Origin of the sequence: Halomonas sp. JB37, from assembly GCF_002332255.1 — a bacterium.
GTDB lineage: Bacteria > Pseudomonadota > Gammaproteobacteria > Pseudomonadales > Halomonadaceae > Vreelandella > Vreelandella casei.
Window position 1 is genome coordinate 545,459 of sequence record NZ_NRGW01000001.1, and the last position, 23,259, is coordinate 568,717.

The 23,259-nt window shown below is 57.8% G+C and carries 23 protein-coding genes; 11 read left to right on the forward strand and 12 right to left on the reverse strand.

Going from position 1 to position 23,259, the window contains the following annotated elements:
* Positions 1-81: 81 nt before the first annotated feature.
* From CIK78_RS02685 to CIK78_RS02715, 7 genes are all read right to left on the reverse strand, one after another.
* Positions 82-906 (reverse strand): electron transfer flavoprotein subunit beta, encoded by an 825-nt coding sequence (locus tag CIK78_RS02685; protein WP_096276982.1) that lies wholly within the window; start codon positions 904-906, stop codon positions 82-84.
* Entirely contained in the window at positions 896-2,173 is a 1,278-nt protein-coding gene (locus tag CIK78_RS02690; protein WP_096276984.1) for an electron transfer flavoprotein subunit alpha/FixB family protein, read from the reverse strand. The genes CIK78_RS02685 and CIK78_RS02690 overlap by 11 nt, the downstream gene beginning before the upstream one ends.
* Positions 2,170-4,191: a (Fe-S)-binding protein gene (locus CIK78_RS02695; RefSeq protein WP_096276986.1), complete on the reverse strand. Its 2,022-nt coding sequence runs from the start codon at positions 4,189-4,191 to the stop codon at positions 2,170-2,172. Before CIK78_RS02695 ends, CIK78_RS02690 begins: the two co-directional genes overlap by 4 nt.
* 81 nt (positions 4,192-4,272) lie before the next feature.
* On the reverse strand, positions 4,273-6,345 hold the full coding sequence (dgcA, locus tag CIK78_RS02700) for a dimethylglycine demethylation protein DgcA (protein WP_096276988.1): 2,073 nt from the start codon (positions 6,343-6,345) through the stop codon (positions 4,273-4,275).
* Between the two features lie 11 nt (positions 6,346-6,356).
* A complete protein-coding gene (locus CIK78_RS02705) occupies positions 6,357-6,890 on the reverse strand; it encodes a 4-vinyl reductase (protein ID WP_096276990.1) in 534 nt (177 codons plus the stop codon).
* A gap of 98 nt (positions 6,891-6,988) precedes the next feature.
* A complete protein-coding gene (locus tag CIK78_RS02710; protein WP_096276992.1) occupies positions 6,989-7,966 on the reverse strand; it encodes a dipeptidase in 978 nt (325 codons plus the stop codon).
* A gap of 246 nt (positions 7,967-8,212) precedes the next feature.
* Positions 8,213-9,352, reverse strand: coding sequence for a GlxA family transcriptional regulator (locus CIK78_RS02715; protein WP_096276994.1), 1,140 nt, complete (start codon positions 9,350-9,352; stop codon positions 8,213-8,215).
* 348 nt (positions 9,353-9,700) lie between these two features.
* Between CIK78_RS02715 and mscL the strand changes: the two genes are divergently transcribed.
* Positions 9,701-10,216 (forward strand): large-conductance mechanosensitive channel protein MscL, encoded by a 516-nt coding sequence (mscL, locus tag CIK78_RS02720; RefSeq protein WP_096276996.1) that lies wholly within the window; start codon positions 9,701-9,703, stop codon positions 10,214-10,216.
* A gap of 55 nt (positions 10,217-10,271) precedes the next feature.
* Here mscL and CIK78_RS02725 read toward each other — a convergent pair whose 3' ends face one another.
* Both CIK78_RS02725 and CIK78_RS02730 read right to left on the reverse strand, forming a co-directional pair.
* Positions 10,272-11,534, reverse strand: coding sequence for a heme biosynthesis HemY N-terminal domain-containing protein (locus CIK78_RS02725; protein WP_096276999.1), 1,263 nt, complete (start codon positions 11,532-11,534; stop codon positions 10,272-10,274).
* Positions 11,531-12,526, reverse strand: a complete 996-nt coding sequence (locus CIK78_RS02730) for a uroporphyrinogen-III C-methyltransferase (RefSeq protein WP_255249082.1) — start codon at positions 12,524-12,526, stop codon at positions 11,531-11,533. Before CIK78_RS02730 ends, CIK78_RS02725 begins: the two co-directional genes overlap by 4 nt.
* A gap of 4 nt (positions 12,527-12,530) precedes the next feature.
* Here CIK78_RS02730 and CIK78_RS17990 point away from each other — a divergent pair, with 4 nt between their 5' ends.
* On the forward strand, positions 12,531-12,863 hold the full coding sequence (locus tag CIK78_RS17990; protein WP_141393020.1) for a hypothetical protein: 333 nt from the start codon (positions 12,531-12,533) through the stop codon (positions 12,861-12,863).
* Positions 12,864-13,028: 165 nt separating this feature from the next.
* Here the strand turns inward: CIK78_RS17990 and CIK78_RS02740 are convergent, their stop codons facing one another.
* The gene (locus tag CIK78_RS02740) at positions 13,029-13,808 is read right to left on the reverse strand and encodes a uroporphyrinogen-III synthase (protein WP_096277005.1); all 780 of its coding nucleotides are present in this window, start codon (positions 13,806-13,808) and stop codon (positions 13,029-13,031) included.
* Positions 13,805-14,749 (reverse strand): hydroxymethylbilane synthase, encoded by a 945-nt coding sequence (gene hemC, locus CIK78_RS02745; protein ID WP_096277007.1) that lies wholly within the window; start codon positions 14,747-14,749, stop codon positions 13,805-13,807. Before hemC ends, CIK78_RS02740 begins: the two co-directional genes overlap by 4 nt.
* Positions 14,750-14,908: 159 nt before the next feature.
* Between hemC and argH the strand changes: the two genes are divergently transcribed.
* The 7 genes from argH to CIK78_RS02780 are packed head-to-tail and all read left to right on the forward strand — an operon-like array spanning position 14,909 to position 20,958.
* Complete coding sequence (argH, locus tag CIK78_RS02750) at positions 14,909-16,315, forward strand: argininosuccinate lyase (protein ID WP_096277009.1); 1,407 nt, start codon at positions 14,909-14,911, stop codon at positions 16,313-16,315.
* Complete coding sequence (locus CIK78_RS02755) at positions 16,312-16,455, forward strand: lipoprotein (protein ID WP_096277011.1); 144 nt, start codon at positions 16,312-16,314, stop codon at positions 16,453-16,455. Before argH ends, CIK78_RS02755 begins: the two co-directional genes overlap by 4 nt.
* A 33-nt stretch (positions 16,456-16,488) precedes the next feature.
* On the forward strand, positions 16,489-17,760 hold the full coding sequence (lysA, locus tag CIK78_RS02760; RefSeq protein ID WP_096277013.1) for a diaminopimelate decarboxylase: 1,272 nt from the start codon (positions 16,489-16,491) through the stop codon (positions 17,758-17,760).
* Positions 17,760-18,593: a diaminopimelate epimerase gene (dapF, locus tag CIK78_RS02765; RefSeq protein ID WP_096277015.1), complete on the forward strand. Its 834-nt coding sequence runs from the start codon at positions 17,760-17,762 to the stop codon at positions 18,591-18,593. The genes lysA and dapF overlap by 1 nt, the downstream gene beginning before the upstream one ends.
* 16 nt (positions 18,594-18,609) lie before the next feature.
* Positions 18,610-19,320, forward strand: coding sequence for a DUF484 family protein (locus tag CIK78_RS02770; RefSeq protein WP_096277017.1), 711 nt, complete (start codon positions 18,610-18,612; stop codon positions 19,318-19,320).
* Positions 19,313-20,224 carry a tyrosine recombinase XerC gene (locus tag CIK78_RS02775; RefSeq protein WP_096277019.1) on the forward strand — a complete coding sequence of 304 codons (912 nt, stop codon included), beginning with the start codon at positions 19,313-19,315 and terminating at the stop codon, positions 20,222-20,224. The genes CIK78_RS02770 and CIK78_RS02775 overlap by 8 nt, the downstream gene beginning before the upstream one ends.
* Positions 20,221-20,958: an HAD family hydrolase gene (locus CIK78_RS02780; RefSeq protein WP_096277021.1), complete on the forward strand. Its 738-nt coding sequence runs from the start codon at positions 20,221-20,223 to the stop codon at positions 20,956-20,958. The genes CIK78_RS02775 and CIK78_RS02780 overlap by 4 nt, the downstream gene beginning before the upstream one ends.
* Before the next feature lie 8 nt (positions 20,959-20,966).
* Here CIK78_RS02780 and yihA read toward each other — a convergent pair whose 3' ends face one another.
* Positions 20,967-21,605: a ribosome biogenesis GTP-binding protein YihA/YsxC gene (yihA, locus tag CIK78_RS02785; protein ID WP_096277023.1), complete on the reverse strand. Its 639-nt coding sequence runs from the start codon at positions 21,603-21,605 to the stop codon at positions 20,967-20,969.
* 248 nt (positions 21,606-21,853) lie between these two features.
* On the opposite strand from yihA, the gene CIK78_RS02790 reads away from it, so the two are divergent.
* Positions 21,854-22,480, forward strand: a complete 627-nt coding sequence (locus CIK78_RS02790; protein ID WP_096277026.1) for a c-type cytochrome — start codon at positions 21,854-21,856, stop codon at positions 22,478-22,480.
* Between the two features lie 132 nt (positions 22,481-22,612).
* Positions 22,613-23,245 (forward strand): thiol:disulfide interchange protein DsbA/DsbL, encoded by a 633-nt coding sequence (locus CIK78_RS02795; RefSeq protein ID WP_096277028.1) that lies wholly within the window; start codon positions 22,613-22,615, stop codon positions 23,243-23,245.
* Positions 23,246-23,259 lie beyond the last annotated feature (14 nt).

Consider the following 23,259-nt stretch of genomic DNA (forward strand, 5'->3'; position numbering starts at 1 on the left):
GAATCTGGCCAGTTCCAAACTGTTCAGCCCGCCTTGTTAGGCGGGTTGAACGGTTGTGAAAGGTGACGTAGAAGAGAATGCCTAACGCAGCACCCCTTCTTCCTTGAGCAGCTTGAAGATCGCCTCGGCTCCCTGTTCCGGGGTGACGTCGTTGAGCGTTTGCCCGCCGCCACCACCGGCTTTGGCAGCTGCTGCCTTGAAGCGGTCACGCGCCGATGACGACTTGACGATCTTGAGCCGTTTAGGGCGCTTGCGCGCTGGCTGAATGTGCCACGTGGCCAGGTCTTCGTCGATCTCGCTGGGCGCTTGCTGATGCGCTAGCTCGCCGCGTTTGGCTGGGCCAAACGCGCTCTGGCGTGCCGGAGGCGCGCTGCTGTCGACGGTGGCAATCGCCGGTAAGCGAATACGCAGGCGCCGCCGCTTGCCGCGGGGTAGGGCCTGAAGCACTACCGCCGTTCCCTGCTCGATTTTCTCGACCGCGGCCAGGCCGGTAATGATCGGCCAGCCAAGCGCCTCGGCCAACAGGTACGGCGTCACGCCCGAGGCCTCACCGGTTTCGGCGCGGGTGCCGGTCAGCACCAACTGCGGGGTGCTTTCGCGCAGCGCTTTCGCCAGGGCGGGTACCACATCGGCCTGGGGACTCTGTTCGATCAGGCCGACCGAGTCGATGCCCATGCCGAGATAGCCGCGGATGGCCTCTTCATGGTCGCTGTCCTGTTGGCCTGCATGTAGCAGGCTGACCGAGGCGCCTGTCAGCATCAGGGCCATTTCCACCGCTCGGGCGTCCTGGTCAGCGCGCCGCGTTCGTGCAGTCAGCGGGTGGCGGCCTACCGAGACCAGTACGGTCACGTTCAGGCTGCTGGCATTCGAGTGGCTAACACTGGTGTTACTGGCATCATGCGGCATCGCGATTCTCCTGCTGTTCGGCGCGGTACTGCTCCATGCGCGCGACAAGGGCCGCGAGGACCTGACTGGCATCGCCGATTACGCTCAGATCAGCACGTTTGACCATATCGCACCCTTCATCCAGGTTGATGGCCACGACCTTATCGCAGCTCTGAATGCCTTGAAGGTGCTGGATGGCGCCGGAAATCCCCACCGCCATATAGACTCGGGCGGAAACCCAGGTGCCGGTCGCGCCCACTTGGCGATCCCGTGGCATAAAGCCATCATCCACCGCCACGCGTGAGGCGCCCTTAGTGGCACCGAGCACTTCGGCGGCGTGGTGATAGCTGTCCCAATCTTTGACGCCGTTACCAGCGGAAAGAATAAACTCGGCTTCAGCAAGCGACACGCTGGCCGGGTCAACCGCCACTTCGCCCATGTCCTCAATCCGCCTGAGCATGTCGGGAAGCCCGTGCGAAAGAGCGATCGGCTCAGCCGCATGGCGGGTTTCGCTGACCGGGTCGGCGCACTCGGCCAAGGCCATCACAATACGTGGCAGGGCGCGGGTAATATCGTTTCTGCCCGCTGCGCCGCGTGCGGTACAGCGCCAGCCTGTCGCGCTTTTTGTCTCGGCCTCAACCTGCCAGACCTGAGCGGCTGGGCGCTCGCCAAGCCTCGCGGCCAGCCGCCGCCCCAGCTCTCCGCCAATGGATGAGTCAGGCAGCAGCCAGTAGCGGGGCGCCGTTTCACGGTCCACCCCCTGCAAGGTGGCGACGCTAAGCTCCGGCAAGTAGCCCCAGAAGCGTGCGCCCTCCAGGTGCAGCAACCGATCAATGCCTGCCTCGCCAAAGGCGATTTCTTTATGTTCGCCAAAGACGATAGCCAGCACGGCGCCGGGCTGGGTCACATCGGCATCGGCCAACTGCCGGGCCAGGCCCAGCAAGTCGCGATCGTGAGACGAAAGACGCCCACCGGTCATATCGGGCACTACCGCCACCATAAATGCTGGAGTATCGATAGCCACCGGGCGGCGTGCATCCTTGGACTCAACACTGCGTCCCGGCGACTGGGCCGCCTGTTGAACGCCGCTGCGGTCGACCCGTCGGATGCCGTTGGGCCCGATAAAGCCGGCTGCGTGCGGGTTGCGGCGTATGACGCCGTTAGGCCCCATCCATTCACTGGCTACGGCGCCTCCGCCGAGTTCAGCCAGCACCTCAAGGTGCTGTGGGTGCAGACGGTTACGGGCGATCCACTCCTTACGAGGGTCGCGACGAACAAGCTCGCTCATGGCGTTACCTCCTCGACAGTGCGCGGTGCTGCTGATGCGGGCTTGCTTTGGGCCGCCTTTTCGTCAGGCGTTTTGATGATCAGCGCATCGGCGACCAGTTCAGCGATATCCTTGATGTCGGCGCGGGGCTCAACCACGCCTTCCAGCATGGCAGTACACTGCGGGCAACCTACTGCGACCAGATCGGCACCCGTTTCGCGAACGTCTTCCATGCGCATATCAGGAATACGCTGCTTGCCGGGGATGTCGGTAATCGGCGCGCCGCCACCGCCACCGCAACAGCGGGAGCGATAGCCGGAGCGGGCCATTTCCTTAATCTCGATACCCAACGCCTTGAGCACGGAGCGCGGTGCTTCGTATTCACCGTTATAGCGGCCTAGATAGCAGGGGTCGTGATAAGTGACGCTGCCACCTTTCCAGGCCTTGAGCATGAGCTTGTCGTCTTCCAACAGCTGGTTGAGATAAGTACTGTGGTGGAAGACGTCGTACCGGGCCGGCATGTCAGCGGTGCCGAGATCGGCGTACTCGTTTTTAAGCACATGGAAACTGTGCGGGTCGCAGGTCACGATGCGCGCGAAGCGGTATTGGCTTAGAGTGTTGATATTGCGCCGCGCCAGGGTCTGGAACGTGGCCTCATCGCCCAGGCGGCGGGCCACATCGCCGCTGTCGCGCTCTTCATTACCCAGCACGGCAAAGTCGACTCCCGCAGCACGCAGTACGCTGATAAACGCGCGCAGCGTACGCTGGTTGCGCATATCAAACACGCCGTCGCCCAGCCACAGCAGCACATCGGCTTCGCGCTTGTCGGCCATCAGCGGCAGATTCAAATCCGCGGCCCAGTGCAAGCGAGAGTCGGGGTCGAACCCGCCAGGGTTGTCGGTGGCTATCAGGTTATCCAGTACTTCGGCGCCCTTGTTAGGCGTATTGCCGTGCTCCAGGGTCAGAAAGCGGCGCATGTCCACGATGGCGTCCACGTGCTCGATCATCATCGGGCACTCTTCAACGCAGGCCCGGCAGGTAGTGCATGACCATAGCGTTTCGGCATCCACCAGCGCGCCACCGTCACGGCCGACGATGGGGCCATGAGGGCTGCCGTCGTGCTCGCCCACCGGCTTGCCGGGGTAGGGGGAGCCTGCGTAGTTCGCATCGCTGCCGCCGGCCATGCCGACGACCATGTCTTGAATCAGCTTCTTGGGATTGAGCGGCTGCCCGGCGGCAAAGGCGGGACAGACCGCTTCACAGCGCCCGCACTGTACACAGGCATCAAAGCCCAGCAGTTGGTTCCAGGTGAAGTCAGCCGGTATCTCAACGCCCAGTTTTGCATGGTCGTCATTCAGTGCTAGCGGCTTGAGTCCGGTGGAGCGATGCTCACCGCCGTTGCGCTTTGAAAAGCGCTCGGGACGACGGTGGAAGGCCAAGTGAAGAGCGCCGGCAAAGGCATGCTTCATCGGCCCGCCCCAGGTCATGCCGAAGAACATTTCACCCAGCCCCCACATGATGACCGCGGCCAGTGCGAGCGCGGTGAACCAACCCACACCGCTTTGGAAAACGCCTTCCGGCAGAATGCCGGCGGTGGGCAGGGTGACCACGAACATACCCACCGAGAACGCCATCAGGCTTTTCGGCAGGCGCATCCAGGGCCCTTTAGAAAGCCGCGATGGCGGCGGACTGCGTCGCTTGGCGACCAGAATGCTACCCACAAGCATGCTGGTCGTCGCGGCCAGGAGCACCCAGGCAAGGATGGCGCTGTCTAGGCCAAAGCCGTGGACGATAATCGCCAACAGCGCAGCCAGCACGAAGCCACCGGCGGTGGCCACGTGGGTGTGGGAAATGTACTTGTCCCGCTCAACGACGTGGTGTAGGTCGACCAGGTAGCGTCTGGGCACCTGCATCAGCCCCTTGAAAACGGGCACGCGAGAGGGCCGCCCCTGGCGCCATAGGCGAACGCGGCGAACCGCACCGATGGCAGCCAGCAGTAGCGCAGAAAAAAGCAGAATCGGCAAAAGGGCATCAAGCATGGCGTCTCTCCTCTCAGAGACACCGTAAGGTCTGAATCATGGGCCTTACGACCCATGAGTTCAGCTTACAGCGTTATTGTTTCAGAAGTCTTTGCACAGTCGCAGCGCATCGTAGATGGCCGCATGCGTGTTGCGTGGCGCGGTGCAGTCACCCAGACGGAACAACAAGAAGCCATCGCCGCTTTCAGACAGGCAGGGCTGGGGCTTGATCGCGTAGAGCGCTTCGAGATCCATCTGGCCCTTGTTACGCGACTGCTCCTTGAGGCTGTAGTAGAGCGTTTCATCGGGGCGCACGCCGTTTTCCACCACGACCTGATCGACCACACGCTCTTCCTGGGCGCCGGTGTACTCGTTCTCAAGCACCGCCACCAGCGAGTCACCTTCGCGGTACACCTTATGCAGCGCGAGGTCCGAGGTCATGATCACCTCTTTCTCGTAGAGGCTGCGGTAATAGGTTGGGAAGGTGGTGCCGCCTACCGCGGCTCCCGGCTTGATATCGTCGGTGACGATCTCGACCTTTGATCCTTTGTCGGCCAGGAAATCCGCCACCGATACGCCGGAAAACTCGCAGATGGTGTCGTAGACCAGCACATTCTTGCCGGGCGCCACGTTGCCGTTGAGAATGTCCCAGGTGCTGACTACCAGGCTTTTATCGCTGTCGCTGTCGTAGCCCCACTCCGGCACTTGCGAAAGAAACGGCTGACCGCCGGTTGCCAGGATCACTACGTCCGGACGCAGATCTGCAAGAGTGTCCTCGTCGGCGCGAGTACCCAGGCGTAGGTCAATCTCCAGGCGCGTCAGTTCCAGCTGGTACCAGCGCGTGATACCGGCAATCTGATCGCGCTGCGGCGCTTTTGACGCCAGCGTAATCTGGCCGCCGATCTGCTCCTGTGCTTCGAACATTGTGACGTCGTGGCCGCGCTCGGCGCAGATACGTGCCGCTTCCATGCCGGCAGGGCCGCCGCCCACGATGACCACCTTGCGTTTGGGGCCGTCGCTTTTCTCAATAATATGCGGCAGTCCCATGTATTCACGCGAGGTCGCGGCGTTCTGAATACACAGCACGTCGAGCCCTTGGTACTGGCGGTCAATGCAGTAGTTGGCGCCCACGCACTGCTTGATCTGGTCGATCTGACCCATCTTGATCTTGGCGATAAGGTGCGGGTCGGCAATGTGGGCACGCGTCATGCCCACCAGGTCCACATAACCACCTTCAAGAATGCGCTGGGCCTGATTGGGGTCCTTGATATTCTGGGCATGAATGACCGGAACGTTGACCACTTCCTTTATGCCCGACGCCAGGTGCAAAAACGGCTCCGGTGGGTAGGACATGTTGGGAATAACGTTGGCTAAGGTGTTGTGGGTATCGCAGCCCGAGCCGATCACGCCGAAAAAGTCGACTTTGCCGGTGGCATCATAATAGGCAGCGATCCGCTTCATTTCTTCGTGATCAAGGCCATCCGGGTGGAATTCGTCACCGGTGATACGCATGCCCACCACGAACTCGTCACCTACCTCGGCGCGCACCGCCTTTAGCACTTCCATACCGAAGCGCATACGGTTCTCGAAGCTGCCACCCCAGTCGTCGGTACGCTTGTTAACACGCGGGCTCCAGAACTGGTCGATCAAGTGTTGGTGCACCGCAGAGAGTTCGACCCCATCCAGGCCGCCTTCCTTCGCCCGGCGCGCGGCCTGGGCAAAGTCACCGATGATGCGCCAGATATCTTCCTCTTCGATGGTTTTGCAGGTCGAACGGTGAACCGGTTCACGGATACCTGATGGTGACACCAGCGTCGACCAGTCGTGTCCATCCCAGCGCGAGCGACGCCCCATATGGGTAATCTGAATCATGATTTTGCCGCCATGCTTGTGCACAGCGTCGGCTAGATTCTGGAAGTGAGGGATGATGCGGTCGGTCGAGAGGTTGACCGAACTCCACCAGCCCTGGGGGCTGTCGATGGAAACAATCGACGAGCCGCCACAGATGCACAGCCCACAGCCGCCCTTGGCCTTCTCTTCGTAGTATTTTACGTAACGGTCCGTGGTCATGCCGCCATCGGTGGCGTAGACCTCGGCGTGGGCCGTACTGACCACACGGTTACGAATGGTCTGACTGCCGATCTGGATCGGCTTGAACAGTGCCTCGAATGCCATGGCATTGATCCTCAGTTCACGGGAGTGACAACAAACAGACCGTTATCGTGGCCTTCTTCGGCGCCACTCTGGGTCTGTTCGGCAACAGTGCGCAGCGTACTGTCGCGAGCACTCAGAATCTGATCCATGGCACCGGCAAACCAGCCGGTAAACATGTATTCGATTTTACGATTCACCTTGCCCATCTGGTAGACGAATGCGCTGTGCTCAAGGCGTACGCGCGCGGTACCTGCATCAAGGTCGATCTCTTCGGTAATGAAGATGCCCCAGCCGCGCTGGGAGAGGCGTTTCATGTAGTGCTCGAACACGTCCACGTCTTCTAGCCCGTGAAGTTCGGCCTCTTTCTCACACCAGTGCCAGGCACTTTTGTAGCCCGCCTGGTAAAGAATCTCGGCATATTTTTCGGCACCCAGCGCCTCTTCAACGGCCACATGGTTGTTGATGAAGAAGTGACGCGGGACATACAGCATCGGCAAGGCGTCGCTCGTCCAGATACCGGTTTCACTGTCGACTTCAATGGGGAGTTCGGGAGCAGTCTTGGTCACGGTCGTATTCCTTAAACTTATACTTATTCAAAAGCGCTTGGTTGTTCAATGCCTTCCAGGGTCTTGGGGGTGAACGGCAGAGCAGGCGTAATAAACGCCTATTCGCCCCACACGTCTTTTAGGGTTCTCACCCAGTTCTCGCCCATGATTTTTCTGACCTGGGACTCGCTCATCCCTCGCTTTAGAAGCGCTTCTGTCAGATTGGGAAATTCACCGATGGTGCGGATGCCTTCGGGGTTGATGATCGTGCCGAAACTGGTCAGGCGACGGGCGTAGCCCTTGTCATGGGTCAGCCACTCGAAGAAGTTCTGGTCATGGCCCTGAGTGAAGTCGGTGCCGATGCCGATGGCGTCTTCACCCACGATATTCATGATGTACTCGATCGCTTCACAGTAGTCGTCGATGGTTGAATCAACGCCTTTCTTGAGAAACGGGGTGAACATGGTCACGCCGACAAAGCCGCCGTGGTCGGCGATGAACTTAAGCTCTGCATCGGACTTGTTGCGGGGGTGCTCTTTGAGCCCGGAGGGCAGGCAGTGCGAGTAGCACACCGGCTTTTTGGATTCGAGGATGACTTCTTCAGAGGTCTTGGCGCCCACGTGGGAAAGATCGCACAGCATGCCGACGCGGTTCATTTCCGCGACGATCTCGCGTCCAAAGCCAGACAGGCCGCCGTCACGCTCGTAGCAGCCGGTGCCGACCAGATTCTGGGTGTTGTAGCACATCTGCACGATGCCCACGCCGAGCTCCTTGAAGATCTCGACGTAGCCGATTTGATCTTCAAAGGCGTGGGCATTCTGAAAGCCGAAGATGATACCGGTCTTGCCTTCTTTCTTGGCGCGCATAATGTCGGCGGTGGTGCGAACCGGGCGTACCAGGTCGCTGCACTCTGCCATTAGCTTTTTGGACGCCACGATATTGTCGACCGTTGCCTTGAAGCCTTCCCAGACCGAGACAGTGCAGTTGGCTGCAGTCAGGCCGCCACGACGCATGTCTTCAAGTAATTCGCGGTTCCATTTGGCGATAATCAGGCCGTCAATGACGATGGCATCTTGGTGCAACTCAGCAGGGTTCATAGCGTAGCTCCAGAATTGTTTATATAGGAAGCATAGCGTTGCCCTGCTGCTGATCAGCTCTTGGAAACGACGACGGAAATTCCAAAAGCGTCATTAGGCGAAATGCACGCGTGGCAAATATGGCAAGTAGGCGGGTTAAGCGATACAAAAGAGGCAAGGGCGCGAAAGGGGGCGCAATATGACCGAGGGTCTAACGAAAAAGAGCTGCCTTTTGGGCAGCTCTGATAGCAATGATGACAGACCCCGTCAGGTGACGAGCGGTACGCTGGCAAAGGTCGGCTCACCTTGAGCATAGGCAAGCGCCAGAAGAGCACTTGATGCCGGTTCGCTGCTCGCCGGTTCTACGCCCCAACGCTTGAGCAGTGGCGGCGATTTTTCCTGATGTTTTGGGCAGGAATGAATGCCCAGGCGTTCGTCGCGCGGCGGAACGCCGAAGCACTCGCGATAGCACTTGGAAAAATGCGGGGTTGAAACAAAGCCGCACACAGAGGCAATCTCGATGATTGAGAGAGGCGTCTGTTTGAGTAACTGACGTGCCCGCACCAGTCGCAGCTTGAGATAATACCGGGAGGGCGAGCAGTGCAGATAGCGCTGGAAAAGCCGCTCCGACTGGCGCCGCGAGACGCCAACGTAGCTGGCCAGTTCGTCGAGCTCAAGCGGCTCTTCCAGGTTGGACTCCATCAGCGCAACGATGTCCAGCAGCTTGGGCTGTGTCGTGCCCAGCACATGCTTTAACGGCACGCGCTGCTGATCCTGCTCGTTACGCATGCGCTCGTAGATGAACATCTCGGAGATGCCTGCAGAAATCTCTTTGCCATGATCGTGAGCGATCAGGTTGAGCATCATATCCAGCGGCGCCGTGCCTCCAGAGGCGGTAAAACGGTCGCGATCAATAGAGAACAGCCGTGTCGTCAGCACAATCTTTGGAAATGCCTCCTGAATAGAGGCCAGGCACTCCCAGTGAATGCTGGTTTCGTAATGATCAAGCAGACCTGCCTGGCCTAACGCCCAGCTACCCGTACAGATAGCGCCTAAGCGACGTAGCTGGCGCGACTGTGCCTGCAGCCAATGTAGATGATCACGGCTGACACTATGCTGAGGGGCAACGCCGCCACAAACCACCACCCAATCCAGCGACAGCGGTGCGTGCATTGAGGCATCTGGCGTTACATGCAGGCCGTCACTTGCGCGAACCGGGGAGCCATCCTGAGTAAGGGTGTACCAGCGGTAAAGCTCGCGTCCAGCCAACTGGTTTGCCATGCGCAAGGGCTCAATCGCTGACGCTAGAGAGATAAGCGTGAAGTTGTCCAACAGCAGAAAACCGAGGGTTTGCGGAACGTTCGAGTGACCTACAGTCGTTGGGTTTTTTACTTGATTAATAGTCATGGTCTATACCTCTATCACCTAAACGTCATTGATTTTATTTTTATTATCGTTTTATATCGCCGGCGTTTTTTTCTGGGTCCCTGCGCTAGATACTTACTGCCTACAATGCATATTGGCACGGATGACACTTATACTGACAAAGCAATCTTAAAAGCAATTCAATCGATGTCGCAAATAGAATGCTGGAAGTCGCCTCTGAGGCAATTAATGTGGATGTAAGGCGAGCATCAGTGATGAATGAAACGTTCGTTTCAACGTTAAGCGTCGTTTCGATAAGGCATTGAGCCAAAAGGTTTTACATCTAAAAACGCTATAATCTAATAAGCTAAGCAATGAAAGGAGATATCAATGGCCAAGCTTTTCAAGGAGTTCCGCGAGTTTGCGGTTAAAGGTAACGTTGTGGATATGGCGGTGGGGATCATTATCGGCGGCGCTTTTACGCTGATCGTACAAAGCCTCGTCAAGGATGTAATGAATCCTATTATCGGCCTACTGGTGGGGGGAGTCGATTTCTCCAACCTCTTTGTCGTGCTCAGTCAGGGCGCCGTTGCAGGCCCTTATCCCACCTTGGCGGCCGCTCAGGTGGCCGGAGCAGTCACCCTAAACGTTGGGCTATTTATCAATGCGGTGGTCAGCTTCACGATTGTGGCTTTCGTTGTTTTTATGCTGGTAAGAACGATTAACCGCTTAAAGCGTGAAGAGGTGGAATCACCCAAAAGCCCGGTTGAGAAGCCCTGCCCGCACTGCCTCATGACCGTGCCTATCAAAGCCACTCGCTGCGGCCACTGCACCTCCGAGTTGCCTGTACCCACAGAGGCAGAACAGCAGTCTCTTAATACAGCGTCGACGCCATTACAATCTTAATGGTTCGTTATAAAAACGGGTGCCCAAAAGGGCACCCGTTTTTATGCAGCTTACTTTAAGCGCGTTTTTTAGCTACTTTCGTGTCAGGGGTTTGGCTATCACTGGCATCGCTTGGCTGGGGCAGCGAGGGCAGCGATTTAGCCAGCATTTCAACGCTGTGACGATAGTACAGCTGGCTCTTGTTGTGTTCACCCATACTGGCGTAAAGACGGGCAAGCTCGGCGCATACCTCACCGTTGGGGCGCTGGCGCTGGCTGGCTTCGAAGTATTCCAGCGCTTTTTCCCATTTGCCGGTGCGCAGAGACAGCCGGCCACAGGTCAATAGTAGCTCCGGATCATTAGGTCGCTCTTGCAGCCATTTCTCTGCTTTTGCCAACTGTCGTGCTGGGTCAACCTTCAGCAGGCCGTAGCGTTTTACTAAGCGTGCATCCCAGTGATGGTCCAGCGAATGATTAAGCAGGCGCTCGGCAATAAACTCTTCATTGGCTTGAATCAGTGCTTCGCAATAAATAGCGATAAGCTCCGTATTGCCGCGCATATAGTCAGGCATATCCGCCCACAGCCCACGCACACGCTCAACGTTGGTTGGGTTTTTGGCTTCAAAGATAATCAGCTCACGGTAAGCTTTAAACTCTAGCTGCTCGCGCTCTGATTGAGAAATCAGCTTTTGCGCCGCCAGCCGTGGAATCAAACGCCGCAGGCCTTCCCAGTCGTTGACGCTCACATGCACCTGTTTCAGCAGCTTGAGCACCTGCGGGTGGTTAGAAAGCTTTTTGTCCAGTCGATTCAAAATCGCCAGGGCTTCTTCGGGCTGCTGGCGCTCAATCATCATTTGCGCCTGCATTAGGCCAACGGCCGTATCCGCGCCTTGCGTTGAAAGCTGTGCCTGGTTGAGGTGCTCTTGAGACTTAGCGTGGTTGCCTTGGTAGTGGGCGGCCAGCGCCGCTGATAGGTAATTAACCAGCGGCGTACTGGAATCATCGGCAGCGTTAGCCAAGGTTTTCTCGGCTTTTTTCCAACGACCTTCGGTTAGCGCGACGAGGCCACGCACAGTGCGCTGCATAGCGCGGCGATTGCGTGCACGACTGTTCCAACTGCGAAAACGGCCCATCGGGCGAATGATGCCGCTTAGCAAGCGCAGGACGAAATGAAGGACAATAAACGCGGCAAACAGCAATACCAGGCCAAACCAAAACGAGGTTTGTATGGAGGAATCGCCAACGCGGATGAGCCAGTAGCCGGGCACCGCCATCATCATCTGCCCAAATAGGGCACCGACGGCAAGGCCAGCGACAATCAGCAGAACAAGCTTTCTCATGCATCACCTCCGCTTTGGCCACGCGTTTCATGGCGGTTCTCAATAAAACGCGTGAGTTCCTGCTGAGAAGCGCTGATATCCGGCAGCTCCGGCTTTATCTCGGTCTGCTGAAGCTCTTGAAGGCGCGCGATAACATTTTGCGTTTCTTCGCGGTCGGTATCGTAATAGTCGTTCAGAAGCCCCAGTGCTTTATCAAGGCTGGCCTGATACAGGTCCTGCTCTTCTTTTAGCAGCGCTAGCTGGGATTGCTCCAAGATTAAGCGCAGGCTCTGGCGCAGGTACGACTCTTGCTCGGGCGTCACAAGTGCTTCCAGCGCTTCATCGTGATGGCGAATCACCACCAAGTCTTTCAGCTCTTGACCGAAGCGTGCTAACTGGCGCTGGAACGTACCGGTCGGTGGCTGTTCGATGCCGGAAGTGACTGCGCGTTCTTCAATCTCTTGCGAAAGCCGCAGGTTGGCAACCTGCTCCTGCTGAGCATTCAGCGCTAAGTAGAGGCCGGTGCGGTCAACCTGGGGTACGCCATCAAGGGCGGCTAGCTCATTGGCAATCTCGCGGCGTACCGGCGTCAACGCGGGATTTTCCGCATCGACAAGGCGCGCGTCAGCGGTGCGCAGCAGCGCCGCAGCGCCGTTAACATCGCCCTCTAACTGCAGACGTTGATTCGCTAGGCGCAGCAGATACGCGGCTTCGGCATGCAGCCAATCGCGCTCGTCGGTGTCCTGCTCCTGGGAAAGTTGATCCAGCACCTGGCCCAAGGTCTCATCGACTTCGCTACGGTAGCTGCCAAATTCGTCGCGCAGCTCGCTGAGCGTACCTTGCAGGGCCTCATCGCGCTCTGCTTCGCCGCCGTCTAGGCGCGACGCCAGATCGCTCACCGACTGTTGCGATGCATTACTTTCGGTTTGCTGGGTCAGTTCATCAATACGCTGCTGCTGGTTCTCAAGGCGCTGCCAGCCCTGCCAGGCGACGAGGGCCAATACGATAGCCACGATAATGACCAGCACAATAGCGAAGAGGCCGCCCTTACCGCCACCGCTGCCTTTACCCGTATTGCTGGGCGGTGGCGTACCACCGGACGAAGATTTTGATGGCGTTGGTTTTGGGGGTGTCGGCGTTGCTGATGCCGTGCTGGGTGATGATGCGGTACTTTGTGCGGGCGAAGGTGAACTTGTGGCCTGGGAAGATGAACTTGGCGCGGCAGTGCCTGTCGACGAGGGTGTGGCCGCCGTGCTGGCTGCCGACGAAGCTGCGCTGTTGGTGCCGCCTTTTCCACGCCGCCGCGAACGATGGTTGTTAGCACCACTTTGGTTATTAGCACCGCTTTGAGGGGGCGGCGGTGAACTCGGCGGTGTAGTCGGCGTGCTGGGCTCAGACGTGCGGCTAGTCGCAGCGGCCGTGTCGGTCGTTTTAGGGATGCCTTGAGAGGCATCGGCGGATGTCGGTTGAACATCGCCCTGATCATTTACTTGTTTGCTCATCTGTCGCTAGCCCTTAGTAAGTTCCTTGATCGACATCGGCACCCTGTGGGTCGCAAGTCTCCAACGCCGCTATCAACGCAGCCGACGTTGCTCCAGACGCCACCTTGAGGTTACAAAAACCTAGTATGCCAGCCAGTGTAGCCAAACGGCGACTGGAAACGATTAGCGGTTGGTTGAAAGCCGCCTGATTGCACCATTTTGCCAGATGTTCCAGCAGTTCGCTGCTGGTGACGATCAATGCCCGATAATTACCTGAAAATAAATACGCCTGTAGGGCGGGTGCAAGGGGCTGAAGCGTACGTCGGTAAACGGCGATGCGGCTTACCTTTGCTCCCCGCGCGGTGAGCGTTTCTGCCAGCAGAGTTCTGCCGCCTTCACCTGCCACTAATAGAATACGCTGATGCGCCAGCTGCTGCAGCGACGCCAGTGCCAGCAGCGCTTCGCTGGTGTCTTCCCTCGCATCGGCTGGGGGCACGTGTACGCGCACACCCAGCTGATCATAAAGCGTGCTCGCGGTAGCGCTACCGACGCTGTAGTAGTCAATCCCCACGGGAAGCTGCGGCCAGTAGCGGTCTAATGCCTCGGCCAAGCAAACGGCGGCGAAGGGGCTAATAACGATTATCTTATGGTACTGATCAATATCTAGCCATGTGCTTCGCATGGCAGCATTTTCTGGCAACGTTTCCAGCTGCATCACATTGAGTGATTCAACGCTTCCGCCCTGGCCGCGTAGCGCCGCGGCGAGCGCTTCTCCGCGCTCACCAGGGCGGCAGATCAGTACTGGCTGGCTCATATTTCTCGACCGTAAACCTCTTCCAAAATATCACCTGCGCCTTGGTCGAGCAGGTCTTCTGCAACGCGAATGCCCAGCGCCTCAGGCTCATGCATTGAGCCGCTGCCTTCGGCGCGAAGCACTTCTGTACCCTCTGGGTTTCCCACTAAGCCGCGTAGCCACAGCGTTTCGTTGGCAAGGTCTAGCACTGCGTGTCCGGCGATAGGCACCTGACAGCCACCGTCGAGTCGTGTATTCATCGCTCTTTCTGCGCGTACCCGAGTGGCAGTGTCAGGATCATCCAGTGGTGCGAGCAGGTTGATAAGCTCAGGATCATGCAGGCGGCACTCAATGCCTAGCGCGCCTTGACCACAGGCAGGCAGGCATACTTCCGGCGGCAACGCCTGGGCAATTCGCGCGTTCAGGCCCAACCGTTGTAGACCGGAAGTGGCGAGAATAATGGCATCAAAATCGCCGGCGTCTAATTTGGCGAGTCGTGTTTGCACGTTGCCGCGCAGATTAAGAATTTGTAGGTCAGGACGGACTTCGCGCATTTGCAGACCACGGCGCAGGCTAGCAGTGCCAATGCTCGCCCCTTCAGGCAGCTCATCGAGGCTTGCGTAGTGGTTAGACACAAACGCATCGGTAGGGTCGGCCCCTTCCAAAATGATCGAGAGGCCTAATCCTTCAGGAAAGTTCATCGGTACGTCCTTCATGGAGTGGACGGCAATATCGGCACGGCCATCAAGCATCGCATCTTCAAGTTCTTTAACGAACAGTCCTTTCCCACCAATCTTAGAAAGAGGCGTATCGATTATTTTATCGCCCTTAGTAGAAAGGGGGATAAGTTCGACCTCAAGGCCGCTGTGCTCTGCCATTAAGCGGTCACGAACGTACTCAGCCTGCCACATGGCCAGTTGGCTTTTACGCGTGGCAATGCGCAATTTGGTAATTGATAGCACGTTATTCTCCCCTATACCGCAGACACGGCGACTCACACTATGATACCCCTATCATAAAGCACCGGGCGCCACAGTAAAAACGGCATGCCGCTGAGCGGGACGACTCTGGTACACTTTCCGTCAACGACTCCATTGTTTTGTCAGCAGGATATATCTCCGATGAGCCAAGCTACGAATCAGTCTTGGGGCGGTCGCTTTAGCGAGCCCACCGATGCCTTTGTTGCCCGTTTTACCGCGTCTGTCACCTTTGATCAGCGCCTAGCCCGCCAGGATATTCAGGGCTCCATCGCCCATGCCACCATGCTGGCCCGCGTAGACGTACTGACCGATGACGAGCGCGACGCCATTATCAACGGCCTGAACGAGATTCAGGGTGAGATCGAGCGCGGCGAATTCAACTGGTCGGTGCCGCTTGAAGACGTGCACATGAACATCGAGGCGCGGCTGACCGACAAGATTGGTATTACCGGCAAGAAGCTGCACACCGGGCGTTCGCGCAACGACCAGGTAGCCACCGATATTCGCCTGTTCATGCGCGATGAAATCGACGTCATTGAAGTAGAGCTTAAGCGCCTGCGCGAAGGCATGATTGAGCTGGCTGATCGTGAAGCCGATACGATTATGCCGGGCTTTACTCACCTGCAAACGGCTCAGCCGGTAACGTTCGGCCACCATATTTTAGCGTGGCAAGAAATGCTGTCGCGGGATCATGAGCGTCTGTTGGATTGTCGTAAACGCGTCAACGTGATGCCGCTGGGCGCTGCTGCCCTAGCGGGAACGACCTATCCGATTGATCGCCACGTCACCGCAGAGCTTCTAGGCTTTGATCGCCCGGCGGAAAATTCGCTAGACGCCGTGTCAGATCGTGACTTCGCGATCGAATTCACAAGCTTTGCCAGTATTTTGTTGATGCATCTATCGCGCATGAGCGAGGAGCTGGTGCTGTGGACCAGCGCTCAGTTCAACTTTATCGATCTGCCCGACCGCTTCTGCACCGGCTCATCCATTATGCCGCAGAAGAAAAACCCGGACGTGCCCGAGCTGGTGCGCGGCAAAACCGGCCGTGTGTATGGCCATTTAATGGCGCTGCTGACGCTGATGAAATCCCAGCCGTTGGCTTACAACAAAGACAACCAAGAAGATAAAGAGCCGTTGTTTGACGCTGTGGATACCGTGCGCGACTGCTTGAAAGCCTTCGCCGATATGGTGCCTGCCATTGAGCCGAAAAAAACCAGCATGTATGAAGCGGCGCGGCGTGGGTTTTCGACCGCGACGGATCTTGCCGATTACCTGGTTCGCAAAGGTGTTGCTTTCCGCGATGCCCATGAAATTGTCGGTCACTCGGTGGCCTACGGTCTTAAAACGGAAAAAGACCTCTCTGAAATGAGTCTTGATGAGCTCAAGCAGTTCTCCGACATCATTGAGCAGGATGTTTTCGAGGTGTTGACCCTTGAAGGTTCAGTGGCCGCGCGTAATCACATTGGCGGCACCGCACCGAATCAAGTGCGTGCTGCTGCCCAGCGTGCGCGCGATGCGCTGAGTGCACTCAAGGCGGGTGCTGCATGAAAACGTTAGCACTGATGGTACTGCTGGTGGCAAGCCTGGCCGGTTTAGCCGGCTGTGGGCAAAAAGGGCCGCTTTATCTGCCGGACGATGCGCCCGCCATCGAACAGTCTGACGAGCAGCCTAGCCGCGCGGCTGAATAGAGCGCCGTTGGCCTAGGAAAAGGGGAGAGTCACATGGATTATTTTAACTACCGCGATGGCGTGCTGTACGCCGAAGATGTGCCGCTGTCACGGATTGCTAACGAACACGGCACGCCTTGCTACGTCTATTCAAAAGCGACCTTTGAACGTCATTTTCGGGCCTATACTGAAGCGCTGGGCAGTCATCCGCATCTGATTTGTTACGCAGTAAAAGCCAACTCTAACTTGGCGGTGCTGGGACTGCTCGCCAAGCTTGGCGCAGGGTTTGATATTGTCTCGATCGGCGAACTTGAACGCGTGCTTAAAGCCGGCGGTGATCCGGCTAAGGTGGTGTTTTCCGGCGTAGCCAAGCAGCCCCACGAAATGGTCCGCGCGCTAGACGTGGGCATTAAGTGTTTTAACGTCGAGTCGCGCCCAGAGCTTGAGCGTTTAAATCGCGTTGCGGGCGAGCAGGGCAAGGTGGCGCCGGTGTCTCTGCGGGTCAACCCAGACGTTGACGCGGGTACGCACCCGTATATCTCGACGGGTTTGAAAGATAATAAGTTTGGCATCTCGATAGACGAAGCGTTGGCGGCCTATGAGCTAGCCGCCAGTTTGCCTAATCTTCAGGTCAAAGGGTTGGACTGCCATATCGGTTCGCAGCTAACCGAAACGGCTCCGTTCTTGGATGCACTGGAGCGGCTGCTGGTACTGATGGAGCGCCTGCGTGAGCGAGGCATCGAAATTGATCACCTCGACTTAGGCGGCGGTTTGGGCGTCACCTATCGCGATGAAAAGCCACCCCAGCCGTTTGATTACGCTAGCCAGTTGTTGGCACGGCTATCGCGCTGGGAAGGTGGTGAAGCACTGACGCTACTGTTTGAGCCAGGACGCTCGATTGCTGCCAATGCTGGCGTAATGCTGACGCGCGTTGAGTTTCTCAAGCCCGGTGAGACCAAAAACTTCGCTATTGTGGATGCGGCGATGAACGATTTGATTCGCCCTGCGCTGTATCAAGCATGGCAAGCAATTGTGCCGGTCGACACCCGCGAGGCGCGCGAGACTGCGCTTTACGACGTGGTTGGCCCGGTATGCGAGACTGGCGACTTCCTGGGTAAAGAGCGCGAGCTTTCGATCGCGGAAGGCGACCTGCTGGCGGTGCGCTCGGCGGGCGCCTACGGCTTTGTGATGGCTTCAAACTACAATAGCCGTCCTCGCGCCGCGGAGCTTATGGTCGATGGCGACAGCTGCCATGTCGTCCGGGCGCGTGAAACCGTGGCGAGCCTGTGGGCCGGCGAAGCGTTGCTGCCCGAAGGGGAACGCTGATGCTTCTGCACTTCACCAAAATGCATGGCTTGGGTAACGACTTTGTCATGGTGGATCTCGTGACGCAGCGCGCCCGGCTGGACGAGGCGCAAATCCGCGCGCTGGCAGACCGTCGTTTCGGCATCGGCTTTGACCAGCTGTTAGTGGTCGAGCCGCCCCGCGACCCGGACATGGATTTTCGCTACCGTATTTACAATGCGGATGGCAGTGAAGTGGAAAACTGCGGCAACGGAGCGCGCTGCTTTGCTCGCTTTGTACGCGATCAGCGGCTGACGCATAAACATGAAATTCATGTGGAAACCGCGGGCGGGGCGCTGGTATTAACCGTGCAGCTTGATGGAATGGTGCGTGTTGATATGGGGCGTCCGCGGTTTAGCCCCCTGGCTTTGCCCTTTGATGCGCCGGGCGACCAGCCGCTGCACCGGCTAGATGTGGGCGATGACACGCTGCAGATTGGCGTCGTCTCAATGGGCAATCCCCATGCGGTGCTGCAGGTCGAAAGCGTTGATAGCGCGCCGGTCGAGCGGCTTGGGCCGTTGGTTGAGGCGCATCCTCGTTTTGCTAAGCGTGTTAACGTAGGCTTTATGCAGGTACTCTCACCTAGCGAAATACGCCTGCGCGTCTATGAACGCGGCAGCGGCGAAACGCTAGCCTGCGGTACGGGTGCCTGCGCGGCAGTGGCTAGCGGCATTCGTCAGGGGCTGCTGAAAAGCCCTGTGAAAGTGCATTTACCCGGTGGCGAACTCAGCATTGAATGGCCCGACCCTGAAGGGTCGCTGACAATGGTGGGACCGGCTACGCGCGTCTTTGATGGCCGTGTAGCACTCAATTAACTCGAGGAGAACGGCGATGTCACAAGCCCCCGAACCCCGCAAAACGCTCGATCCTGATCAAGTGGCGTTCTGGCTGGCGCGGCATCCCGATTTTTTCGTGGGTCGTGAAGGGTTATTGCAGCAGCTGCAAGTGCCGCATCCCAATATTGAGGGGGCTGTGTCGCTGCTGGAGCGGCTGGTGTTTGATCTGCGTAAGCGTGCTGAAACCGCCGAAGGTCGTTTAGAGCACTTGTTAGAAACCGCTCGCCATAACGAGTCTCAGTATCGTCGGCTACGCGAAACGCTGATTGCATTGGTTGAGGCTCAAGACCGCGATGCATTGGCACAGGCGCTGGCGACTCAGCTGAGTGAGCGCTTTGAAACCCCTGCCATGGCGCTGTGGTGCCCGGCCACGTTAAGCGATGCCGAGCCGCAGCCGCCGCAGCCGCCGCGCCACGTGTTAGACCAGCATGCTAGTGCGCGTCTAGCCGCTATGTTGGATGGCCGCACTAGCCGCTGCGTTAAGCTCAGCGTTAGCGATTGGAAGTGTTTGCTGCCCCATGTTAAAGCACCGCGCAAAGCCGGCTCGTGCGCTATCTCGCGCCTCTCTGCTGGCGACCCACTTGGCTACTTGGTGCTGGCAAGTCCCAGCCCCGATGCCTATCGAGCCAGCATGGACACGCTGTTCACCGAGTATCTAGGCGATATCGTTGCGCGCCTGCTGATACGTCTAGGCGATCATGGCTAAGCCATCATCTATTGCAGATCGCATTGAGACATTTTTAGCGGCGCTGGCGGCCCATGCCAGCCCGGCGACCGTGGCGGCCTATCAGCATGACCTAGCGGCGCTATGTACCTTCACGAATCGCCGTGATGTCACAGATCCTGCTGCGCTAGACACCGCCCTGCTACGCGCCTTTTTGGGCGCAGAACGCAGCCGGGGCTTGGCGCCCCGAAGCCTGGCGCGGCGCCGGGCAGCGCTGTCACGCTTTGCGGATTATCTGGTCAAACAGGGCGTGCTGGTGGATAACCCGGTGGGGCTGTTACGCACTCCGAAGCAGCCAAGCCATCTGCCGCGCCCGGTTGATGTCGATGCGCTGGCACGTTTTCTAGATACCCCTCACGACGGCTCACCGCTGGGCACTCGCGATCAAGCCATTCTTGAGCTGTTTTATTCCAGCGGCCTGCGTTTAGCCGAGCTTGCTGCGCTGGACTTGGGTGATTTGCAAAGCAGCCGAGTGAGGGTCATCGGTAAAGGAGGCAAGCCGCGCCAAGTACCGGTTGGGCGCCGAGCCCAGCAGGCACTGATCGACTGGCTTGGCTGTCGTTCTGCGCTGGCGCCTGCGGGAGAGCTGGCTTTATTTGTTGGCCAGCGCGGTGCGCGGCTAGGGCATCGCGCTATTCAAAAGCGCTTAGCGCAGCTGTCACTTGCTCGCGGCTTGCCCGAGCATTTACATCCTCATCGGCTGCGACACTCTTTTGCCAGCCATCTGCTGGAATCAAGCCAAGACCTGCGCGCGGTACAAGAGTTATTAGGCCACGCTAATCTTTCGACGACCCAAATCTATACGCGGCTCGACTGGCAGCACCTGGCAACGAGCTACGATGCCGCTCATCCGCGCGCCAAACGCAGCCCTGGGAGTAAGCCATGACGGTGCTGAAGGCCATTACCTTCGATCTAGACGATACGTTGTGGGACAACCATGGCGTGATGTTACGCACTGAGGAAGGGCATTACCGCTGGCTGTTGGACGCGCTCAGGGCATGGCGTACTGCGCGTCAAGAGCCAGCCCTTGCGCTCGACCCGGTCAACGGCGGACAAGATTATCTGCAGCGTCGCTTACAGCTGGCTAAAGATGTGCCCGAACGGCGTGGCGACTTCACATGGCTGCGCTTACGCGCCCTGGAAGCTCAGTTAGAAGCTCAGGGTTTGACGCGCAGTGGCGCGTTGCTGTGGGCAGCTGCGGCGATGAACGAGTTTCATCGCCTGCGCATTCAGGTAACGCCTCATCCTGAAGCGACGGGGCTATTGACCGCATTGGCGGAGCGCTATCAGCTTGCCGCCATTACCAATGGCAATATCCATTTGGCGCGTCAGCCGCTGGCCGCTCACTTCCCTGTGGCCATTGCCGCGGGCGAGTTGCTGGCGCCCAAACCTGACCCCACGCCGTTTCTTACCGCGCTTGCACGCCTCAACGTCGCGCCGGAATGCGCGATGCACGTAGGTGACTCTTGGGAGGAAGACATTCTGCCTGCTCAGCAGCTGGGGATGCATGCCGTATGGATTGCCGCAGCGGGTGACGAGGTGCTGCCGCCGCGAGTGCATCGCATCGCCCATATTAAAGAGCTGCCCAGCGTGCTTAAGCTGCTAGAAAACGAAGTATAAGCGCCGAACTATTCAGGCGGCGTATGTAGCCACTGATCCAACTTCTTTGAAAGCGTGTCCACGCCGTCGCGTTTGAGCGATGAGAATAGCTGTACCGACACCAGGTCTTCCCACTCTTTGAGGCTCGAGCGTACTTTTTGCAATGCCGCGTTGGCAGGGCCTTTCTTTAGCTTGTCCGATTTGGTCAGCAGAATATGCACCGGCATTTCTCGCTGGTCGGCATAGCTGAGCATCATTTGATCGAACTCGGTCAGCGGATGACGTACATCCATCAACAGCACTAGCCCGCGCAGGCTAAAGCGGTTACGCAGATACTCTGCTAGGTGCTTTTGCCACTCCAGTTTGACTGACTCAGGTACCTTTGCGTAGCCGTAGCCCGGTAGATCGACCAGCCTTCTAGCGTCGTCGTTCATGACGCGGAAAAAGTTGATTAACTGGGTACGACCCGGCGTGCGAGAGGTTCTCGCCAGGGCATTCTGTTGCGTTAATGCATTGATAGCACTGGATTTGCCGGCATTCGAACGCCCGGCAAAAGCAACTTCTGCACCGGTATCGTCAGGGCATAGCGCTAGGGTAGGCGCGCTGATAACAAAACTTGCCGTGGGGTAGTTCAGCCGAGCGACAAGGCTATCATGAGGGGTAGACATGGATGTGATCCTGAAAAACGAACATAAAAGCGGCCTGCTCGGCGCACATGATACGAAAGACAGAGCATAGAGCAGTGCCGCGACGAGTGACCCCTAAAGCAGCCCAGGGTTTTGATTCCCGCCGCCAGGGGTGATTCGTTATAATGCCAGCGGTATATCTCTGCGAGCTGAGGCGCTAGTGTACCATCGCGCTCTAGTCGGCAGCGACCAGCACATTCGTCAAATATAAACCGCTATGTGGAAGGGTAATGAGACAGTTACTGGCAAGCTTGGCCATTGCTATGGCCGTTGGCGTCGCGCACGCTCAAGCGGACTTCCAGGCCGATGCGGATGCATCCGCTGGCCGCGAGCGGGCGCAGACGTGCGCTGCTTGCCATGGTCAAACCGGTATTAGCCCGGCGAGCGCCTTCCCTCACTTGGCAGGTCAACAAATGTCTTATCTGGCCAAGCAGATCATCGATATTCGTGATGGCGATCGCTTGGTGCCGCAAATGGCCGCTCAAGTGGACAGTTATTCAGACCAGGATGCGTGGGATGTCGCGGCGTTTCTCGCCGGATTAGACACCCATATTGGGCAAGCGAGCGATGAGGATGCCAACTTGCTGGCCCGTGGCGAAGAACTTTACCGCGCGGGTGATCTGTCTAAGGGCATACCCGCTTGTTCAGCCTGCCATTCGCCCACTGGCGTTGGTATCGGCAGTGCCGTTTACCCCGGGCTTTCTGGCCAGTATGCGCAGTACACGGTCGCGACGCTGCAGGCGTTCGCTGCCGGTGAGCGTGACAATGACCCTAATAATATGATGCAAGATATTGCCGCCAAGATGAGCGATAACGATATGCAAGCCGTCGCTAACTATTTGTTAGGCCTGAACTAGCCTTTGGGAGCCTAAACGATTTTTTGTCAGGATTGCGAAACCTTGTCGGGCGCTAGTAATGTGTCGTAGAGGAGGGAACTCGCTACTATAGTGACTGTCACATCCTTCGCTTACCCATGGAGAATACACGCAATGTTTAAAACGCTAATGGTCGCAATGGCTGGCCTCGGACTTTCTGCGGCGGTGAGTGCCCAGGAACTAGTAGCAGGCCAGCAGTATGAGCTTCTTGAGACGCCGGTAGAAACGAACGTTGAAGACGGCCAAATCGAAGTGACCGAAGTATTCTGGTTTGGTTGCCCGCACTGCTACCGCTTGCAAACGCCGGTTAATGAGTGGTACGAAACACTCGACGATGACGTCAGCGTAGTGCATATGCCTGCCACCATGGGCGGCGATTGGAATACCCATGCGACCGCTTTCTATGCGGCTGAATCGCTGGGTATCGAAGATGAGCTGCACGCAGATTTCTTTAATGCCATTCATCAGGAAAAGCAGTCACTAACCGACCCTGATGATATCGCTGAGTTCTTTGCCAACTATGGCGTGAGTGAAGAAGAAGCGAAACAAGCGCTAACGGCGTTTAGTGTACGTAGTGAAGTGAACAAGGCCAACAGCCGTATGCGCGAAATGCGCCTAATGGGCGTGCCGGCCCTGGTGGTTGACGGCCGCTATGTCGTGACGCCTAGTTCTGCTGGCAGCCTTGAAAACATGCCGCAGGTTGCGGATGAGTTGATTAAGCAAGTGCGTGCTGAGCGCGCAGAATAACGGTGTCAAATGAA